This window comes from Oenococcus kitaharae (genome assembly GCF_025758695.1).
GTDB classification, from domain to species: domain Bacteria; phylum Bacillota; class Bacilli; order Lactobacillales; family Lactobacillaceae; genus Oenococcus; species Oenococcus kitaharae_A.
This window is the reverse complement of sequence record NZ_JANJQP010000003.1, coordinates 61,769-78,788: the sequence shown is the minus strand read 5'-3', so window position 1 is coordinate 78,788 and position 17,020 is coordinate 61,769. Positions and strand designations below refer to the sequence as shown.

Annotated in this window: 22 protein-coding genes; 9 read left to right on the top strand and 13 right to left on the bottom strand. The window is 40.4% G+C overall.

Going from position 1 to position 17,020, the window contains the following annotated elements; all coding sequences use genetic code 11:
• Positions 1–35: 35 nt before the first annotated feature.
• The 3 genes from NRF22_RS06635 (at position 36) to NRF22_RS06625 (ending at position 1,312) form a co-directional block, all read left to right on the top strand.
• Positions 36–386, top strand: a complete 351-nt coding sequence (locus NRF22_RS06635) for an ATP-binding cassette domain-containing protein (RefSeq protein WP_318528721.1) — start codon at positions 36–38, stop codon at positions 384–386.
• Between the two features lie 69 nt (positions 387–455).
• Positions 456–587 carry a hypothetical protein gene (locus tag NRF22_RS06630; protein WP_263779804.1) on the top strand — a complete coding sequence of 44 codons (132 nt, stop codon included), beginning with the start codon at positions 456–458 and terminating at the stop codon, positions 585–587.
• Between the two features lie 77 nt (positions 588–664).
• Complete coding sequence (locus NRF22_RS06625) at positions 665–1,312, top strand: NADPH-dependent F420 reductase (RefSeq protein ID WP_412178723.1); 648 nt, start codon at positions 665–667, stop codon at positions 1,310–1,312.
• A gap of 43 nt (positions 1,313–1,355) precedes the next feature.
• Here NRF22_RS06625 and NRF22_RS06620 read toward each other — a convergent pair whose 3' ends face one another.
• Entirely contained in the window at positions 1,356–2,180 is an 825-nt protein-coding gene (locus NRF22_RS06620; RefSeq protein WP_263779802.1) for an oxidoreductase, read from the bottom strand.
• A gap of 180 nt (positions 2,181–2,360) precedes the next feature.
• On the opposite strand from NRF22_RS06620, the gene NRF22_RS06615 reads away from it, so the two are divergent.
• A complete protein-coding gene (locus tag NRF22_RS06615; RefSeq protein ID WP_263779801.1) occupies positions 2,361–3,278 on the top strand; it encodes an aldo/keto reductase in 918 nt (305 codons plus the stop codon).
• 122 nt (positions 3,279–3,400) lie between these two features.
• Here NRF22_RS06615 and NRF22_RS06610 read toward each other — a convergent pair whose 3' ends face one another.
• The 7 genes from NRF22_RS06610 to NRF22_RS06580 form a co-directional block, all read right to left on the bottom strand.
• Complete coding sequence (locus tag NRF22_RS06610; protein WP_263779800.1) at positions 3,401–3,670, bottom strand: hypothetical protein; 270 nt, start codon at positions 3,668–3,670, stop codon at positions 3,401–3,403.
• A gap of 124 nt (positions 3,671–3,794) precedes the next feature.
• Complete coding sequence (locus NRF22_RS06605; protein ID WP_263779799.1) at positions 3,795–4,556, bottom strand: SDR family oxidoreductase; 762 nt, start codon at positions 4,554–4,556, stop codon at positions 3,795–3,797.
• 123 nt (positions 4,557–4,679) lie between these two features.
• Positions 4,680–6,359, bottom strand: a complete 1,680-nt coding sequence (locus NRF22_RS06600) for an ABC transporter transmembrane domain-containing protein (RefSeq protein ID WP_263779798.1) — start codon at positions 6,357–6,359, stop codon at positions 4,680–4,682.
• Positions 6,360–6,496: 137 nt separating this feature from the next.
• Positions 6,497–7,087, bottom strand: coding sequence for an ATP-binding cassette domain-containing protein (locus NRF22_RS06595; protein WP_263779797.1), 591 nt, complete (start codon positions 7,085–7,087; stop codon positions 6,497–6,499).
• Positions 7,080–7,340, bottom strand: a complete 261-nt coding sequence (locus tag NRF22_RS06590; protein WP_263779796.1) for a hypothetical protein — start codon at positions 7,338–7,340, stop codon at positions 7,080–7,082. Before NRF22_RS06590 ends, NRF22_RS06595 begins: the two co-directional genes overlap by 8 nt.
• Positions 7,318–8,571, bottom strand: coding sequence for a hypothetical protein (locus NRF22_RS06585; RefSeq protein ID WP_263779795.1), 1,254 nt, complete (start codon positions 8,569–8,571; stop codon positions 7,318–7,320). The genes NRF22_RS06590 and NRF22_RS06585 overlap by 23 nt, the downstream gene beginning before the upstream one ends.
• Positions 8,572–8,574: 3 nt before the next feature.
• Positions 8,575–9,054 carry a stage II sporulation protein M gene (locus NRF22_RS06580; protein ID WP_263779794.1) on the bottom strand — a complete coding sequence of 160 codons (480 nt, stop codon included), beginning with the start codon at positions 9,052–9,054 and terminating at the stop codon, positions 8,575–8,577.
• Between the two features lie 533 nt (positions 9,055–9,587).
• Between NRF22_RS06580 and NRF22_RS06575 the strand changes: the two genes are divergently transcribed.
• Positions 9,588–10,205, top strand: a complete 618-nt coding sequence (locus NRF22_RS06575) for a sugar O-acetyltransferase (protein ID WP_263779793.1) — start codon at positions 9,588–9,590, stop codon at positions 10,203–10,205.
• 96 nt (positions 10,206–10,301) lie between these two features.
• Here the strand turns inward: NRF22_RS06575 and NRF22_RS06570 are convergent, their stop codons facing one another.
• Positions 10,302–10,673, bottom strand: coding sequence for a hypothetical protein (locus NRF22_RS06570; protein ID WP_263779792.1), 372 nt, complete (start codon positions 10,671–10,673; stop codon positions 10,302–10,304).
• Positions 10,660–10,884 carry a hypothetical protein gene (locus NRF22_RS06565; RefSeq protein WP_263779791.1) on the bottom strand — a complete coding sequence of 75 codons (225 nt, stop codon included), beginning with the start codon at positions 10,882–10,884 and terminating at the stop codon, positions 10,660–10,662. The genes NRF22_RS06570 and NRF22_RS06565 overlap by 14 nt, the downstream gene beginning before the upstream one ends.
• Positions 10,885–10,998: 114 nt before the next feature.
• Between NRF22_RS06565 and NRF22_RS06560 the strand changes: the two genes are divergently transcribed.
• On the top strand, positions 10,999–11,526 hold the full coding sequence (locus tag NRF22_RS06560; RefSeq protein ID WP_263779790.1) for a TetR/AcrR family transcriptional regulator: 528 nt from the start codon (positions 10,999–11,001) through the stop codon (positions 11,524–11,526).
• Between the two features lie 158 nt (positions 11,527–11,684).
• Here NRF22_RS06560 and NRF22_RS06555 read toward each other — a convergent pair whose 3' ends face one another.
• A complete protein-coding gene (locus NRF22_RS06555; RefSeq protein WP_263779789.1) occupies positions 11,685–13,070 on the bottom strand; it encodes a glycoside hydrolase family 32 protein in 1,386 nt (461 codons plus the stop codon).
• Positions 13,071–13,122: 52 nt separating this feature from the next.
• Complete coding sequence (locus NRF22_RS06550) at positions 13,123–14,022, bottom strand: proline iminopeptidase-family hydrolase (protein ID WP_263779788.1); 900 nt, start codon at positions 14,020–14,022, stop codon at positions 13,123–13,125.
• A gap of 92 nt (positions 14,023–14,114) precedes the next feature.
• Between NRF22_RS06550 and NRF22_RS06545 the strand changes: the two genes are divergently transcribed.
• From NRF22_RS06545 to NRF22_RS06535, 3 genes are all read left to right on the top strand, one after another.
• Entirely contained in the window at positions 14,115–14,696 is a 582-nt protein-coding gene (locus tag NRF22_RS06545) for a 2'-5' RNA ligase family protein (protein WP_263779787.1), read from the top strand.
• A 25-nt stretch (positions 14,697–14,721) separates the two neighbouring features.
• On the top strand, positions 14,722–15,306 hold the full coding sequence (locus NRF22_RS06540) for a histidine phosphatase family protein (protein WP_263779786.1): 585 nt from the start codon (positions 14,722–14,724) through the stop codon (positions 15,304–15,306).
• A gap of 458 nt (positions 15,307–15,764) precedes the next feature.
• A complete protein-coding gene (locus tag NRF22_RS06535; protein WP_263779785.1) occupies positions 15,765–16,691 on the top strand; it encodes a helix-turn-helix domain-containing protein in 927 nt (308 codons plus the stop codon).
• Here the strand turns inward: NRF22_RS06535 and NRF22_RS06530 are convergent.
• Positions 16,688–17,014 carry a metal-sulfur cluster assembly factor gene (locus NRF22_RS06530; protein ID WP_263779784.1) on the bottom strand — a complete coding sequence of 109 codons (327 nt, stop codon included), beginning with the start codon at positions 17,012–17,014 and terminating at the stop codon, positions 16,688–16,690. The two genes, NRF22_RS06535 and NRF22_RS06530, sit on opposite strands and share 4 nt — an antisense overlap.
• Positions 17,015–17,020: the final 6 nt, after the last annotated feature.

Here is a 17,020-nt window from a genome sequence, read left to right as displayed (position 1 = left end):
AGCTTTGAAGCCGGTTTCGATCAAGCTTCCTTTGAATAAGCAAAGTCATTATTACAGGTGAATCTGGCGCTGGCAAATCGACTCTGCTGAATATTCTCGCTGGTAAACTGCTGAATTATAGTGGTAGCGTCAAAATTGCCGGCCAGGAATTAAAGAATCTCTCCTCAGAACAGCTGCGAAAAACCATTACTTATGTTGATCAGATTCCCTATGTTTTCAACGGCACCATCCGTGATAACTTGACCCTCGGCGAAAAATTCTCTGACGATGCCATTTTCCAGGCACTGAAACGCAACGACCTATTTGACTTCGTTATGGCTCAAAAACAAGGCTTGGATAGTTCAGTCGGCGAAAAAGGTCAGCTCTTCTCTGGTGGTCAGCGATAGCGTTTAGCGCTGGCCCGTGGTTTATTACGGAATCCACAAATTCTGCTAATCGATGAAGGCACCAACAGTTTGAAAAGCGAAAGTGCTATTCAAGTAGAAAAGCAATTCTTAAGCTTGCAAGATATGACTGTGATTTTTGTTACTCATCAATTACATGAAGAAATTCGGCCAGAAATTGATCAATTAATTACTTTGGCTTAGTTTTTTTCAGCAATGCCCTGCACGACTTTTGTTATACCAATCGCTGATAGTCATTTATTGATCCGAGTATAATTGGCATGGGGACAGATTCGATTGGAGAAACACATATGAAAATCGCATTCATCGGTAGTGGACATGTCGGACAGGCTCTAGCTGAATTAGCCATTAAAGCCGGCCATGAAGTGACTTTAACTAATCGCCACGGCGCTGACAGCTTAAAAGAAATTGTCGCCGGACTTGGTCCTCAAGCCAAAGCAGCTGATTTAGCTGATATTGCAGACGGTCAGGACTTAATTGTGCTGGCTGTGCCCTTTAACCAAATCAAAAATATTGATAGCAATCTGCTAAAAGGCAAAAAAGTCATCGATGCCAGCAATTATTTTCCGCAACGGGATGGGCAAAACACAGACTTACTCACACATAAAATTGCCAGCTCGCAATTGGTTGCCAATCACTTTCGTGGTAGCGAGGTTGCAAAAGCGTTCAATACTTTCGGCGTCGCAAATTTAGGCAGCCTAGCTAAAGCGGTCGGTGCACCCGATAGAATTGTTATGACTGTCGCAGGCGATGGCGAAGTTAAAAAAATCGCTACTGATTTGATTTCAGAAATTGGTTTTCAGCCTTACGATGCAGGATCCTTATCTGAAAGCTTTAAAGTCCAAGCCGATGGACCAATCTTTGGTTTTCAGGGAACTTTGGATGAAATTACAAAAAAACTTGCCTGATCGGCATAATAAAAAGGTTGTCAGTAGGCAGCCTTTTTATTATTTAAAAATCAGTTTCTTTGCTTTTGTCTTCCCAAGCTTTCAAGCCATCAATGTCAGCCTGTAACTCATGGTTGACCACCTTAATCGCATCACTGCCTAACAACAGCATGTCAGGTGTGTGATCAGATTGCACGGCTTCAACAAGTAAGTCACCGGCTTTCTTTGGATCACCCGGCTGTGTGCCGTTGCTATGGTCAATGCCTTTGCGGCGCAGACCAGCAGTCTGGGCATAATCATCAATCACAGCGGCCGATTCTTTGATGGAACGACCAGCAAAATCAGTCCGAAAAGCCCCAGGTTCTACAACCGTAACCTTAATACCCAAAGGTGATACCTCTCGGCGCAAACTCTTAGACATAGCTTCCAAAGCATTTTTAGTCGCCGCATAATAGCCGGATCCCGCTAAGGAGTTCTTGGCCGCAATCGAAGAAATATTGACAATAGCACCTCGTTTTTTGGAACGCATATCAGGCAAAACAGCCTTGATCAGCCGTACGGGACCAAAGAAATTCGTTTCAAACAACTCATCCACGTCGGCTGTGCCGCCCTCTTCGACAGCAGCTCGATAACCGTGTCCGGCATTATTAACCAAAACATCAATCGCACCGAAACGATCTTTGGAAGCAGCAACGGCCGACTTAATTTGTTCAGGATCGGTCACATCTAATGCTAATGCAATCGCGTGGTCAGGGTATTGATTGACAATTTCTTGAATTTTTTCCGTGTGGCGGGCAGTGACCGTCACATTATTGCCAGCTTTCAAAGCACTTAAAGCCAGATTATAGCCCAGGCCGCTTGAACAGCCTGTAATCAACCAGTTTGACATATTTGTTTACCTCTATATTTGGAATCTTCATGAGTCTTCACTGCTCAACATCAAAGATATGATTAGTTTAAACCCGCTGGCAGACAAAATCAAAAAGCGCTTTCTTTTCTTAGCGGCCAAGTCGATTTACATCAAGCTTATAATAAGGCTATACACTTATCAATAAATGGAGGCAAATCAATGGTACAAACTATAAAAATCGGTCACAGCGATGTGACATCAACTAAATTAGGCCTTGGCACCAATAAAGTCGGTGGCCATAATTTATTTCCAGGCCTCAATGACGACGATGGTTACGCCTTGGTCCAAGAAGCTTTATCGGATGGTATCTCATTGCTGGATACAGCCTATGTCTATGGCTTAGGTAAATCTGAAGAAATTATCGGCGATGTTTTGCAGAAAAACGACCGTCAAAAAGTCATTATTGCTAGTAAAGCAGCTCAAGACCCAAAAGATAATCTGAAACTAAATAACAAACCAGCCTTTTTAAAACAGTCTGTTGACGATGCGTTAAAACGTTTGAAGACGGATTATATCGATATTTTTTACATCCATTTCCCAGATGCGCAGACAGATAAAGCCGAAGCTGTGGCAGCTTTAGCAGACGAGAAAAAAGCTGGCAAGATCCGTGCGGTTGGCGTTTCCAATTTTTCTCTTAACCAGGTCAAAGAAGCTAATGCCGATGGCCAAGTAGATATCGTTGAAGATAACTACAACCTGCTGCATCGTGGTGCCGAAAAAGAACTACTGCCATATCTCAAGGCGAATGGCATTTCCTTTGTTCCATATTTTCCTTTGGCTTCAGGCTTGCTGACAGACAAATATACAGCTGCCGATGCCAGCAAATTTGATCAGTTTTCTGCCGAACAATTTGACCGAATCATCAAGGCTTTAGATCAAGTTCGTCAAATTGCCGATAAAAAACAGGCAACTGTCGCACAAGTCATGATCGCTTGGTACATGGCCGATCCCGATGTCAGCGTCGTGATCCCTGGTGCCCGTAAAGCTGAACAAGTCAAAAGCAATGCCGATGCTTTATCAATTGATATCAGCGATAATGAATTCAAGACAATCGATCAGCTGTTTGCCGGATTCTAAAAAGATAGCATATGAAAAAACCGTCCATAATTAGTGGACGGTTTTATTTTTTGGACTTCTCTAAGACAAATGTGCTCGCTATGCACAATAAGTAGTGAACACATTCATCTTTTTAAATATCTTTAACGCTTTAATTTATCAGTTTTCAGATAAAAGAATCCTAGCATAATAAAGATGGCAGGCCACACGAAGGCAACTTGGCCTTGTGGCAAAAAGCTAAAGTACCTATGCAGGACGAGAGCTAAAGATAGTAATACGCCAATGGCAAGAAGCGAGTAGCTGCGGTAAGACCGCAATTTTTGCATTAACGGGGAATCTTGTGTCCTATTACTGATATAGATAGCCAAGGCAAGTATTAAAATAAAAACGATGTTAAAAGAATCATCCATCATGATTGGTCTCCTTCAATAATAAAGACATGATTTTTTTATCATACACTTTCTTGGTTCAATACATCCATAAAATAAAAACCGTCCATAACTAGTGGACGGTTTTCTATATATTAATGCAACAAAATTATTGGGCCGTGTAGCCGCCATCAACTGTAAATTCAGAACCGGTTGCAAACTTAGCTTCTTTAGAGCCAAGATAGACAGCCAACCAGCCAATATCGCTAGGCTCGCCAATATGTCCCATTGGTGTCTTGGTACGTTCGCTCATGGCTTCCACAGCACCAGGCATATCTTCTACCAATGGTGTCTTGATATATCCTGGGTGAATGGTATTCACGCGCAGATTGTAATCGTGCTGGGCACAATACAAGGCGGCTGATTTACTCATAATCCGTAAAGCACCCTTCGTTGCGTTGTAGGCAAACAGGTCAGGGTCACCAATCAAACCTTCAATACTGGAAAGGTTAATAATTGAAGCATCCCCGCTCTTAGGATTCTTCATGTTAATCACACCATAGTGAGTGCCGAAGTAAACGCCGTCCAAATTAACAGCCATTGTTTGACGCCACTGCGCGTAATCGGTACTCTCAACGTTTCCGGGAACGCCAATGCCGGCATTGTTGACTAAGATATCAACCTCACCAAATTCAGCAATTGTGTCCGCAAATAATTTCTTCCAGCCTTCTTCATCAGAAGCATCATGAACAACAAACTTAGCGTTAGCTGGATTGCCAAGTGTTTCCAAAGCTGCCTGACCAACTTTTTCACGCCGGCCGGTGAAAACAACTTTAGCACCTTCCTTTAAATACAAATCAACAATCGACAAGCCGATGCCCAGCGTGCCGCCGGTAACAATCGCAACTTTGCCCTTTAAACGATCTGTCATATCGAATACCTCCATATCCACCAAACATTTTACTCGGACTTTGTTACAAAGTAAACAATATAACAGACAAAATTGTGAATTTTTTAATTTTAATTCGTATGGTGCTTAATGAGTACGAACACTTTATGGCTTTAACAAATTGAGCCGCATCAAAGATGCTTGAATCGTCGGTTCCTGTAGTTGTCCGCTGACAGCGATTTTGCCATCAGCCATGACCAAAATCTGATCAGCAAAGGCAAATAAGGCCTCATTATAGTGATGCGTAATGACAGTCCAGCCCGAATCCAGCTGCATGAGCATCTCTTCAATCGCTTGTGCCGTATGCGGGTCCAAGCCGCTAGCGGGTTCGTCAAAAAGTAAATAATCAAAATGATCCAACAGCGTTCGCGCAATGAACAAGCGCTTAGCTTCACCACCAGACAATTCATGTCCAGAACTAGATAGTTGTTTGGCGAAGGCTTCATCATTGGCATAATTGCTTAATTGAGCTTGCGTTAGGGCTGATTGAAGCTGACTCTTTGAAAATTTTTGTCTGAACAGACTGAGATTATCTTGAAAACTGGCCGAGAAAATTGCACCGCTTTGTTCAGCGACATCCAAACGAGCACGCAGACTTGCCAGATCAATATTTTTTTGATCATGGCCATTAATCAGAATTTTACCTGTATAGCCGTTTTTATCCAGCAAAGGCAGATTCATAAGGCTTGTCTTACCAGAACCCGTCTTGCCAAAAATCAAGTAATGCTTGTCAGTCTCAAATTTGAAATTAATGTGACGAAGAATTGTCTGATCCTTCTTTGTGTAAACAATATCTTGATAGGCGATCGACTTTAATTTATTGATTGCGTGACCCGCCGGAATTTTTTCCTCAGAGGCGAAATTAGCTTGAATCTTTTTGGCTGGTTCTTGACCTCCCACATAGTCAGCCATGAGTCCCGATGCCGACTGCAGCGGTTCAGCGATAAAAATCATCAATTGCGAAAAAGCAACTAACTGACCCAATGAGATTGATTTGTTCATGACGAAATAAATCCCGCCAACCCAGGTACCGAGATAGAGAAAATTATCAAGTAACTGCGATAAACTGCCAATTAGCTTGCGATTTTTCTGATCTTTATTTTGTTTGACCAGCCAATCCTGATTTTGCCGGTCAAAAAGATGACGCATAATTTGATTGACATTAAAAAGCTGAATCGTTCTTAAACCGTCTAAGATATTCCGCAAAATCTGCGTATATTTTTCTGAGGAAGCCAAGACATCTTTTTTTGAAGCTTTCAACAATTTTTGATTTAAAAGCGGAATCAATAGGCCGGGCAAGCATAACACCAGGACGACCAAACAGAGCATTGGCTGGATAAAAAGTGAAATGGCCATAGCAATGATAAATTGACATAGTTCCGCATAGATAGACACAGCTGCACGTAAATAATCGTCTTGCAGCACAGCCATATTATTAGTTAACTGATTGAAAGAGCTGGATTCATTATCATCGTGGCTCAAAGCCAGTGCTTGCTGCTCAGATAAATATTTGCGCATAAGACTGGCTCTGACAGCAGCAGCGGTCAAATTCAGCCATTTCTCCCTGAAATAAGAACTGAAAAAATAAAAGAGTGCATCGACAACGATATAAGCCAATACCAGCAGAACCAATAAACCATAAGTGATATGTGCCCTGCCGTTAGCAGCATCTGTCAATAATTGCAGAATCGAGGCAACAGATATTTCTACAAAAGAGGCAATTGGAATTAAAAATAGTAATAATAGTGAATATTTCTTTGAAAAAGATAAAAACTTCCCTAGCATTCGAGTCTCCTGACACAATCACATCAGATCAGTCAAAGATCCAAGGCTTTTTGTGTATTTTAACACATTATGTTAAAACCATATTTTCTCAATGAATCTAATTAAATATAATATCCAAATTTTAATATTTTTTGTTGCTAAAAAGATATTGTTTTGTATTGTAAACATCCCAGTTTTTCATCAGCATGAGTCACGAATAACAAGGTATTGCCTTCCTCCACAAAAGCATTCAAGTAGCCGCAAATTACTTGCATACCAGCTGAATCAATACCGGAGAAGAATTCATCTAAAATCAAAATTCTTGGTTTTTGAGCCAAGGCCAAAATAAATGATAGTTTCTTTTGCGTTCCCAGAGATAGATCCGCAGTCACAGTATCTCGGTATGTCGGCATATGCAATTGTTCAACCAATTGAGCCAAAAAAGCCTCAGGACATTTCAGCTGTTTGACGGATTTCAAAAAAGTCAGGTGGTCATTAAAAGATAGATGGGGATCAAGCCTGTTCTTGTCACTCAAAAAAACATTATCCTCAGCGTGGCTTTGTACCCTCACCGACCCACTATCAGGACGTAAATCTGCATGAATCAATTTTAATAAAGTGGTTTTCCCGATGCCGTTGGGACCGGCGATACGATAAGCTTGACCATAGCCAAAATTCAAGTCCAAGTTTTCAATGACCGCCCTGTCCTCATAGGCAAAAGATATGTTTTCAATACAGATATTAGGCATATAGAATACTTTTCCTTTCTCGGCTTTGCCGGATGCTGATGGCGATCATAAAACTGATAGTTGCTGCATTGATAACAATAAATAGGACCGATAGACCAGAATAAATCGGAAAAGAGACATCATAGTAAACAAAAGTAAGGATCGGCAGTGATGACACAGGCAGCCAGACAATCCACATAATGGCTTCAATCATGTTGCGGACAGCTAAGACCGTTTTCTGTCGTTGAATATCAAAAGCGCTGTGGATGCCCACAGAGCGGCCAAGTTAGTCCAGCTAATTGGAGAGCCATCGTCAATAAAAGCAGCAGCGAAGAGGTCAATAATATTAGTGGGATAGTGATAGACACCCAACCGTTCCAAGCGGCCAGACATAATGCAAGCAGATAAAGTGGCGCTAAACGAAGGACTAAATAGAGCGAGATCGCAACCAGCATATTTCGAATCAGTAAGGCATAATTTTTTCGCCAAATGAAGAAATCCAAATGGCATTTAATTTCAAAAAATTCCGGGAAACGCTGCAGGATACTAGGCATTAAGAAAACAGCCGGATATACCAGCAGCATAAAAGCAATTCCTAGAGCAACTTTTACTTCAGTCATCTGGCCAAGTATGGACAACCCAAATCCTGACAATAAATAGAAAATAGGTGTTGCAACTATGAACGCATCTGACAGAGACTTTTTCGCGATGCTGCTTTTAAAATCTTTCATATAAGAGAAATGATGAACAGGTTTAAGCAAACAAGCTGGTAGAAACAAGACCAGACAAGACGATCCCAGCAACAACCCACTATGCCAATCTAAAGCAAAGGCATCCAAATGAAAGTGTATAGTTCCAATAGATTTTTTTATGAGCAATTCAGACAACGCTTCCTGAATGAAATCTTTTATCGGAATGGCTATGAGAAAAGCTGTGGCAAAAGATAGTGGATTCAGCCATAGTAGTGGACGACGTTTTGATTCAATACGTTGCAGAAAAATAGATAAGGCTGCAGTTACAGTGATAATCGACATGGCAATCGCAGTTAGGCGAATCATGAATCCGCTAGTCAAGAACAAAACTAAACTTGTTGTGACAATTGGTATTCGAATAATCTTAAAAAAGGTCTGGGCGAAAAAACCAGCAGCCACTCGCCAACGATAAAAACTATCACGGGCAAGCATAGCAAGTAATGGCTGCTTTTTAGTGGCAGCCGCTACTGATCGAATATCCGGCACAAAGACAACAAAATTGACCAGCATAACGAAGAAAACAGCAATCATCGGTTCAGTTAAAACAGATTTTAGCAAAGGATATTGTTGGACGATCCATCGAAGTAATGACGGAAATAGCCTCAGCGAAGCCCATGCAGAAAAAAAGAGGCCAACGACGGAAACCGTATATGCAAACAAGCAGCACAATAAAAGTTTTCTCGCAGTCATCTTTTTAACGAAGGGAAGATTCGCATAAGCTGCTCGTAAAGAACTCACAAAAGCGATGGTCATCAGTTATCTCCAAAATAGCGGGGTCACGCAAGTTTCTAGAATAGCTGCTAAAGCCAGCAAAACAACTATCAGCAGCATTGTATTCACTAGTTGTTTTCTCTGCTGCTTTTTTGCAAGATTAATTTGCTGAAAACCCACATTAGCCGCAATAAACAAAGCCGCCAGTTCAGCCACCCCATGGATGCTCACTAACAGAATAAAGTAAAGCCAGGCACCAGTCGTATAAATATTGGCTGCCAAAATGAAAGCCAACACCGCAGCGTTCACTATCAGAGCCAGAATCGTTGGAATTTTAATCAGGAAGAATCCCGATACCAAGATTAAGGCCACGATTAAATTCTTAAATAGGATTTGAACAAAAGTAAAATCTTTAATCTGGCTTTTTAAATCAATTGGTAAATTCGTGGCAGCATGCTGGTAGTTTAAAAATAGTGTTAATAGGATCGCAGTTACCAAAAAGCTAGCAGCAAAAACTGTACACACAGTCAGTAAAGGTTTCTTTTTAATTAAAAAAACTTGCGAAAACCTATTCCGGAAAACAGCCATATTGAATATTACGAAGAACGCGATGGTTTTCTAAAAAAGCAACAAAAAAAACGCCGACATTATTGGGGCGTTTCTTGGATATCCAATCAATCTTTAATCTCATAAATACTGTACATGGCAGTCTGCCGACTGTTCAGATAGTATTTATTCGCAAAGTCCGAAGCTTGTTCGATACTATCGAACAATTTGATTGACGCCTCCGGATTCTGTTTCTTTTCGTTGATAAACCAGTTGTGTTTGATATCGTATATGCCAAATGTAATAAGCTTGTCCTTCTTTCTTCTATTTCCAGCTTATATCCTATCGGCCGTAATATCAAATGAATGCAAAGATTTGTTTAACCAATAAAACACACTAACAAGTTGATCACTCATTGATCGAACATTTTCATGTCATCAATCAACTTAGCTATGCTAAAATACTTGACGAAAGCGCATACATTTTAAACTCAAAGAGCAGGGAATCTTTCTATGGTTAAAAATGAAATTAAAAAAATGTTGACAAGCAAATTATATTTTGCTGGCAGTCCTGAAGCTGTGGCACTGCGTATGCGGGCCAAAAAAATGACTCATCGTTTTAATCAAACGATTGATTTAGATGTGAACCAAAAAAACGACCTGCTAAGGGAATTATTGGGTCGCATCGGAACCAATAGCTATATTGAGCCGCCCTTTAGAATTGATTATGGCCGTTATACAACGATTGGCAATCATTTTTATGCCAACTATGATTGCATTTTTATTGACGTTGCCCCTATCACAATTGGCAACGATGTCTTTTTAGGGCCGAGAGTCAGTTTGTATACGGCTGGGCATCCTATTGATGCCGCAATTCGAAACGAAGAACTCGAATATGGTAAGCCGATCACGATAGGCAACAGTGTCTGGATTGGCGGAAACACAGTTATCAATCCAGGTGTCACCATTGGCAGCAATGTCGTCATTGGATCTGGTTCTGTGGTAACCAAAAATGTGCCGGATAATGTCGTAGCGGTCGGAAATCCATGCCACGTCTTAAGAGAAATCACTCCAGAGGATCATGCTTACTGGCAGCAGCAAAAAGATATATATTTGCATGATAATGATTAATCAATATTAACCTGCTTTTTTAAATCCACCCTTATGAAACAGTGGATTTTTCGTAATCCTGTTTTACAGTAAGTCGAAATCGCGGCATTGCCTGCTTTATTTTTTCAGTCCCACTGTCACTGGAATGAGGGCGAGCAGTAGAAAGATGCCAACTGTCCCGACAACAATGCCGAGAACCTGTTGATGGTAAACCATCGTCAAATTCATACCAATACCCAAAACCATCACACCAAGAAAGGTCAAGCAGCTAATACCGATTGTTCGTTTATCAAGATTGAGTCTCGGCTTATTGGTCATCTTGCGATAGATCAACCAGGTAATGAATAAAATAATCAGTCCGATGATGCCCAGAACAATGCCGGTTTGAAATAAATGCCAAGCGGGGAGCAAAGACATCGACATGCCCAATCCTAGGAAAAGAAAGCCGAAAGTACTCAAAACAAGTGTGATATAACTACTTTTTTTCATCTTTCAACTTGGCCTGCCTCTCTGCGTTTTCTGCTTTTAACCTTGCTTTAGCATCTTCGATGCTTTCGCCATCGTGAGTTAAATACTGATCAACAAATTTATCTTCGATCTTGGTGTAAGCGCCAACGACTTTATCCGTTATTTTTTCATGAGCTTCGACAACGGATTTTGCAATTTTTTGATTTGCTTTAATGAGTTTTGATTTTGCCATAATTTTAGTGTCCTTTTCTTCTTTGATACATTGAGTGTGACCTATGCTAAAATGAAAAAAAATCATCAATATCACGACATTTGTTGGTTTAATCAAAATAGTCAGGACGATAGTATGGTCAACGTTCAAAATAATAAAAAAAGACGGGCATCCGTCTTAAAAATTGAAAAAGCGCTCGTTGCTCTGCTGCAAGAACACGATTTGAATCAAATTTCTATTATCGATATCTGCCATGAATCCCACCTGAATCGGTCCACTTTTTACGCCAATTTCCTTGATATCTACGATTTGGTCGACAAACTACAGAGCCATATGCTGGCTGACTTTAAGGGACTATATCAGGAAGAGAGCCAGGACCAGCATAATTCTAACGACTTTACCAAATTATTTCGCCATATCCAACAGAACCAGCTTTTTTACACAACTTACTTCAAATTAAAATTAGATACGATCGTGAATATTAGCGACTACGATACTCACTTGGCTCAAAAATTGTTTAATAATCAGGATTTGGACTACCATAAAGAGTTTTTTAGAGCAGGCATCACGGCCATCATCAAAAAATGGCTAGACCATAATTGCGACTTGAGCCCTGAAGAAATGTCTGACATTCTTGCGACAGAATATCAAAACAAAATTTAGATGCAGCTTGTATACTGTATCTAAATTTTGATTACCAAATATAGGATCATTTCAATCGTCTATCAGCAGTATCGGCGACTGACTTATTTTTCATCGTGTTTATCGTAAAGAGGCATGGTTTGAATCGGGTGTTAGCCAAGATGATTAAAAAATAAAAATTATAGTTTGAATTTCCGACCGATAAAACAGCTGCTGCCTTGATAAGACATCCTCTGAAAAGCGCCTTTGGGATAAATGACAAAACTGGCCGCGACTTGCTGATTAATAAAAATTTCTAACGACGAGTTGTCAATCAATATATCAAGTTTTTGAATACGTACAGGATCTGCAATCGTCAGCTCTTGCTGATGGGTGAAGGTAGCCAGATGCAGATTAAGCTCATACCGCGTTAATGATTGTCGCTTGAGCTGAATCGAATCACCAGAGTCATTATCAAATATCAATTCATCACCCGTTAGCAAACCAGAATTCGAGCTGATAATGATTTCCCCAGCAAAGGCAACAGGCTTTTTAGTATCAATCACAAAGGATTGATTATCATAAGAAGCTGGTAGATCCAGGAAAGGTTCTTGATACAAGACGTCATTAACGATTGATAACTGCCGCGGGATGCCCATCTGGCCATTCCATGTGTGGCCTTGTTTCCCCAAAAAATCCAGCAAGCGATCATTTCTCAACCACGGAATCAGAATCCTTTTGCCATGATAAGCAAATGACTGAGGGGCATAGAAATCCGGTCCTTGATCCAATACGGATATCTTGGCTAGATCAAACGTGGCTGTTTCCCAATTAATATCACCGCTGGCAAGATGAACGACATTTGGCTGCCCATCGCCGATAATGGCACTAAATACGAGCCCCCAATGCCCATCCGAGGTCTGAAATAAGTCCGGGCATTCGGCCATGATACCGAGCTCAGGGCGGGAATCTAACAAAGTACTGGTAAAGCGCCATTGGAGTAAATCTTCGGATTGAAAAAGTAAAATCTGCCCGTGTCCATCTTTAGCCGAAGCCACAACGGCATAATAGCGATCGTTATAAGCAAATAATTTTGGATCACGAAAATCAGAAGTAAGCGATCCAGTCGGCAGTTGTCGAGCATCGATAACAGGATTACCCGCATATTTTTGAAAATGGATACCATCATCAGAATAAGCAATATTTTGAGTCTCGGTCACGGTTCCTTGGTCTACGACGTGGCCTGTATACATCAGATATAAACGACCATCTTTTTCAATGGCTGAACCCGAAAACACGCCGGATTTGTCATAATCATGATCCGGGGCTAAAGCTACCGGCAGATTTTCCCAATGTAGCAAATCATCGCTGACAGCATGTCCCCAGTACATGTCGTCCCATTGAGTCGAATAAGGATTGTACTGATAAAATAAATGGCATTTGTTTTGAAAAAAAATGAGGCCATTAGGGTCGTTTATCCAGCCAATAGGAGCTGAAAAATGGTAGACGGGTTTACGCCAGTCAGCGCGATCCAAAAGCTGTTTGCTAATAAAATTGTTTGCCTGCAATAATTTTGTTTCTGTCATTTGTCACCATTTCCTGCAACGCCCAATCCTTGAACCAAATACCTCTACCAGACTAATTTTGTCTATGGTTATCACTCTCAGTCAAAAAGTTGTTCACCTGTTCGAAAAAGAATTCTGGATTGTCGCGAATTGAGACATGGGTAGCATCCGGAATAATAGCTAGTTTGCCATGCGGCAGCTGTTTGACCATCGCTTGCGCGCGTTTGACCGGAATCATATCCTGATCACCAATCAGAATTAAAGTCGGTGTGTGAATTTCAGAAACACGTTTTTCGACAGTCCAACCGGCCATCACACCACTTGTTTGAAAAGGATTTCTCCCCATCATCAAATCAGCCAACTGATAATTAGTCGTGTCAACAGCGTGCTTGGTCTGGCTTTGGGAAAAACGCGTGTAATAATCACGGTAGAATTTCCCCATAAATTGATTGAAAAGCGCATCATCAAATTCGCCTTTTTTTGCTTCCAAAAAGACATACTCGGCTTCATCTTTTGTCAAAACCTTACCGACTTCTTCTTTCATGCGATCTGTGAAATCTGCGTCACGGTCAGCCATGCCGACAATAATTAATTTAGTCAAATGTTCAGGGTACTTCAAAGCATATTCCAAAGCAATCATGCCACCCCAAGAATAACCCAGTAGTGTAAATTGTTCGTAGCCCAACTGTCGGCGAACCTGTTCTAACTCATCAACAAAATAATCAATTTTCAAAGTTTTTTCAGCGACTTGCGGATCAGAAAAATCCGGTTGATCCGAATACCAAGATCCCAGCTGATCATAACAAGTGATCTCGGCACCAGGAATTTCCGCAGGAAAGCTTTCAAAAGACTCGTGCGTGTCACCCGGGCCGCCATGAACAGCGATCATTTTGTCGGACTGACCGGCATTTTCCGTGTGAGACCATAGATGGTAGCCGTTTGGTAGAGTTAAAATATGCGTACCGTTTTTCATAACCTAAGCATAATAAAAAACACTTGTGATAGCGCTTTAGAAAAGGAAAGATTGACGAAATTGCAATTTTTTTTCATAACGAATCACTGATTATGAGATTATTAACCAATGTCATACATAACAAAAGAAGAAAAATCGAGAAGATGTCCATGCCATGGCGTTCCATACTGATTTTCCCTAAAATTTCCACCGCTATTGCAATACAACATGTCAGAGAACATTTTGATCCCTTAGTGTCTCATATCCGCCCTCATATCTCATTAGTTTTCCCATTCCAATCGGAAATGCCTGATACGATACTTATCGCGAAAGTCACGCAGATAATATCTGGAACCTCAGCTTTTCCGGCGGCCTTTACCAGATTAGGTCACGATGATAATGGCTATATCTGGCTAGAAGCAGATCAAGGCAGGGATACATTTACGAAACTACACGATCAGCTGTATAGCGATCCGGTTTTTGCACCTTTCTTGCGTAGGGATATTCCTTCTCAGCCGCATATCACAATTGCCAAAGTTAATCAGGGCAATACAGATAAGATAATAGCTGGCATCAAAATCCAGGATTTGTGCTTCTCGACATTGATAAATGCAATCTCAATTGAACGAGTAGCCACCAACAACGATTCCGATGAATTTGCAAAAATGAATTTGATCTCAGGCAAACAACACTAATCAAATAAGGAAAATCAGGAGACATATGAAAAGAATTTATTTTGTTCGCCACAGTATTCGAGATAACCGAATTAAAAATGATCGGAAAGCGCCACTCACTCAGCAAGGCAAAAAATTAGCAGATGCCTTAAGCAGTTATTTTCAAGACAAGCAGATCCAGTCTATCTATTCATCGCCATATCTTCGTGCCTTGGAGACGATTCAACCCACGGCAAAAAGCTTGCAGCTGCCAATTACACAATCCGAGATGCTCAGGGAACGCCAAAGCAGTTGGCAAACGAACTGGCAGCAACATTTGCAATCTTTATGGGCAGATTTTCAATGTCAATTTCCTAATGAAGAGAATATGGCCCAAGTCCAAAAAAGAATGGTCGCTTTTTTTACAGAAGCGATTCGCTCAGCTGACAATAATATGATCATCTGCAGTCATGGCACGGCTCTCAGCATGTTGTTCAACCATTTAACCGCTGGGCAGTTTTCTTTTAAAGATTGGCAATCTATGAACATGCCAGAAGTCTATCTTCTTACTTTAAGCAGCAACGATAGATTCGTCACTTTGGAGAAAATCGACACAGGTTCTGGAAAAATATTAAAAACATTTTCGAAATGAAGTTATGTCAATTAAATTGGAACTATTTTTCTCTGTGATTTGATTAGATTGCAGAGTTAATCGCTATAGTATCTGCTGTACCGGATCCAGACTATAATAATTATTTTATAAATATTATTAACTAAAATCGGAATGTTAACAATTCTGAAATTTTCGAATCATGAAATTCCATACAAAATCCATTTAACGAGCAGATTTTTCTGTGTGAAAAACCTCAAATCAGCGTGATATTGCGATTATTGCCAAAGGATTGACAATTCAAAATGACTGGATTCTGATCAAACGGCATTTAATAAAATGACTGTTTATTATAACCGGTCCTTGATTTTTTATTAATCACATTGTTTGATTGCCTATCTATCTTTTTTTATTTCATGAATAATGATATGATTTAAGAATAGGGATTATTGTTAATTCAATTTTCACAATAAACGAATAAACGTTTCTAGGAGAACATGATGTTTTTAAATAAAATCATAGTCGCGCGTAGAAAAGAAATGAAAATATCTCAGATAAAGCTGGCTGCAGGCATTTGCACACAGGCCACCATTAGCAAATTAGAGAGCCAAGGTTTGGCACCATCGCCAGATATTCTTGTAAGAATCTGCAAGCGTTTGAACTTGACTTTAAATGATGTATTTTCAGATTTTAACGACGAAGTTAAAGAAGCACTTCAAAATAAAATAGATCAGGTTTTTCAGCTGACTTCAAGCTACCATTTTGAGAAAGCTGCCAAATTGCTGGACTCGATTAAAGAAAATCAAGCTCGGGACAAGGGCCTGCTCAATGTATTGTATTATCTCAAAGGCAATCTTGCATTAAATTGGAAAAAGGATTTTGACGAAGCACAATTTTTCTTTAATTGGATATTGGAGCATACGGCAAATGACCAAATCAGTTATGAACAACTCTTTGCACTCAAAGGCTTGGGCATTATTTACTTTGAAAAGAACAAGTCCGATTTAGCTGCTTACTATTTTGACCAGATTAATCAAGTGATTGTCGAAGATAAGAAATTCCCGGATAATCAAAGATCAGTTCATTTGCTGGCTAATTTAGCTAATTTTTACGCATCGAACAAGCAGTTCAAGAAGAGCCTCAAGGCTAGTCAAGCAGGCTTGGACATTATTAAAGAGACAAAAGTCTTTTCATATCTAGAACAGCTCCTTTATGCTAGAGCGTATGCATTGGCTCAGACCGAAGCCGATTCTGAGCAGGTTAAGAGCTTACTGCAGCAAGCTCAGACCTTTGCTCGTTTTAGCGGCAACCAATCGGTGGTCGATTATGTTGATCATTATTTCCAGACAGGAGAATTTAAAGCAGTCGATCGTCAAGAAGACGCTGTCGCAGATACAGAAAGTTTCCCACTGCCATCCGGTAATTAATGAATGCCCAGATCCATCTTGGCCTCGCGCGACATCTTATCAATTGACCAGGCTGGTTCCCAGACCAAATTAATGGCCACCGTCTTGACTTCCGGTAATTCCTCTAACTGTTCTTGAATAGACCGATTCAGATAATCCGATAAAGGGCAGCCCATAATCGTCAAAGTCATTGTGACTGTGCAGCAGGCATCGGCCGATAGAGAAATACCGTAAATCAATCCGAGATTAACGATGTCGACGCCTAATTCCGGATCGATAATTTTAGATAACGATTCTAACGCTTTTGTTTCAAAAGCGTTTTTTTGTCCATCAGTCTGAGTCATGAACAA

What these genes read in the sequence shown, in the direction of transcription:
- NRF22_RS06625 (WP_412178723.1), top strand. Translation starts at nt 665, where the DNA reads ATGGGGACAGATTCGATTGGAGAAACACATATGAAAATCGCATTCATC.
- NRF22_RS06620 (WP_263779802.1), bottom strand. Translation starts at nt 2,180, where the DNA reads ATGTCAAACTGGTTGATTACAGGCTGTTCAAGCGGCCTGGGCTATAAT.
- NRF22_RS06615 (WP_263779801.1), top strand. Translation starts at nt 2,361, where the DNA reads ATGGTACAAACTATAAAAATCGGTCACAGCGATGTGACATCAACTAAA.
- NRF22_RS06610 (WP_263779800.1), bottom strand. Translation starts at nt 3,670, where the DNA reads ATGATGGATGATTCTTTTAACATCGTTTTTATTTTAATACTTGCCTTG.
- NRF22_RS06605 (WP_263779799.1), bottom strand. Translation starts at nt 4,556, where the DNA reads ATGACAGATCGTTTAAAGGGCAAAGTTGCGATTGTTACCGGCGGCACG.
- NRF22_RS06600 (WP_263779798.1), bottom strand. Translation starts at nt 6,359, where the DNA reads ATGCTAGGGAAGTTTTTATCTTTTTCAAAGAAATATTCACTATTATTA.
- NRF22_RS06595 (WP_263779797.1), bottom strand. Translation starts at nt 7,087, where the DNA reads ATGCCTAATATCTGTATTGAAAACATATCTTTTGCCTATGAGGACAGG.
- NRF22_RS06585 (WP_263779795.1), bottom strand. Translation starts at nt 8,571, where the DNA reads ATGACCATCGCTTTTGTGAGTTCTTTACGAGCAGCTTATGCGAATCTT.
- NRF22_RS06575 (WP_263779793.1), top strand. Translation starts at nt 9,588, where the DNA reads ATGGTTAAAAATGAAATTAAAAAAATGTTGACAAGCAAATTATATTTT.
- NRF22_RS06570 (WP_263779792.1), bottom strand. Translation starts at nt 10,673, where the DNA reads ATGAAAAAAAGTAGTTATATCACACTTGTTTTGAGTACTTTCGGCTTT.
- NRF22_RS06565 (WP_263779791.1), bottom strand. Translation starts at nt 10,884, where the DNA reads ATGGCAAAATCAAAACTCATTAAAGCAAATCAAAAAATTGCAAAATCC.
- NRF22_RS06560 (WP_263779790.1), top strand. Translation starts at nt 10,999, where the DNA reads ATGGTCAACGTTCAAAATAATAAAAAAAGACGGGCATCCGTCTTAAAA.
- NRF22_RS06555 (WP_263779789.1), bottom strand. Translation starts at nt 13,070, where the DNA reads ATGACAGAAACAAAATTATTGCAGGCAAACAATTTTATTAGCAAACAG.
- NRF22_RS06550 (WP_263779788.1), bottom strand. Translation starts at nt 14,022, where the DNA reads ATGAAAAACGGTACGCATATTTTAACTCTACCAAACGGCTACCATCTA.
- NRF22_RS06545 (WP_263779787.1), top strand. Translation starts at nt 14,115, where the DNA reads ATGAGATTATTAACCAATGTCATACATAACAAAAGAAGAAAAATCGAG.
- NRF22_RS06540 (WP_263779786.1), top strand. Translation starts at nt 14,722, where the DNA reads ATGAAAAGAATTTATTTTGTTCGCCACAGTATTCGAGATAACCGAATT.
- NRF22_RS06535 (WP_263779785.1), top strand. Translation starts at nt 15,765, where the DNA reads ATGTTTTTAAATAAAATCATAGTCGCGCGTAGAAAAGAAATGAAAATA.
- NRF22_RS06530 (WP_263779784.1), bottom strand. Translation starts at nt 17,014, where the DNA reads ATGACTCAGACTGATGGACAAAAAAACGCTTTTGAAACAAAAGCGTTA.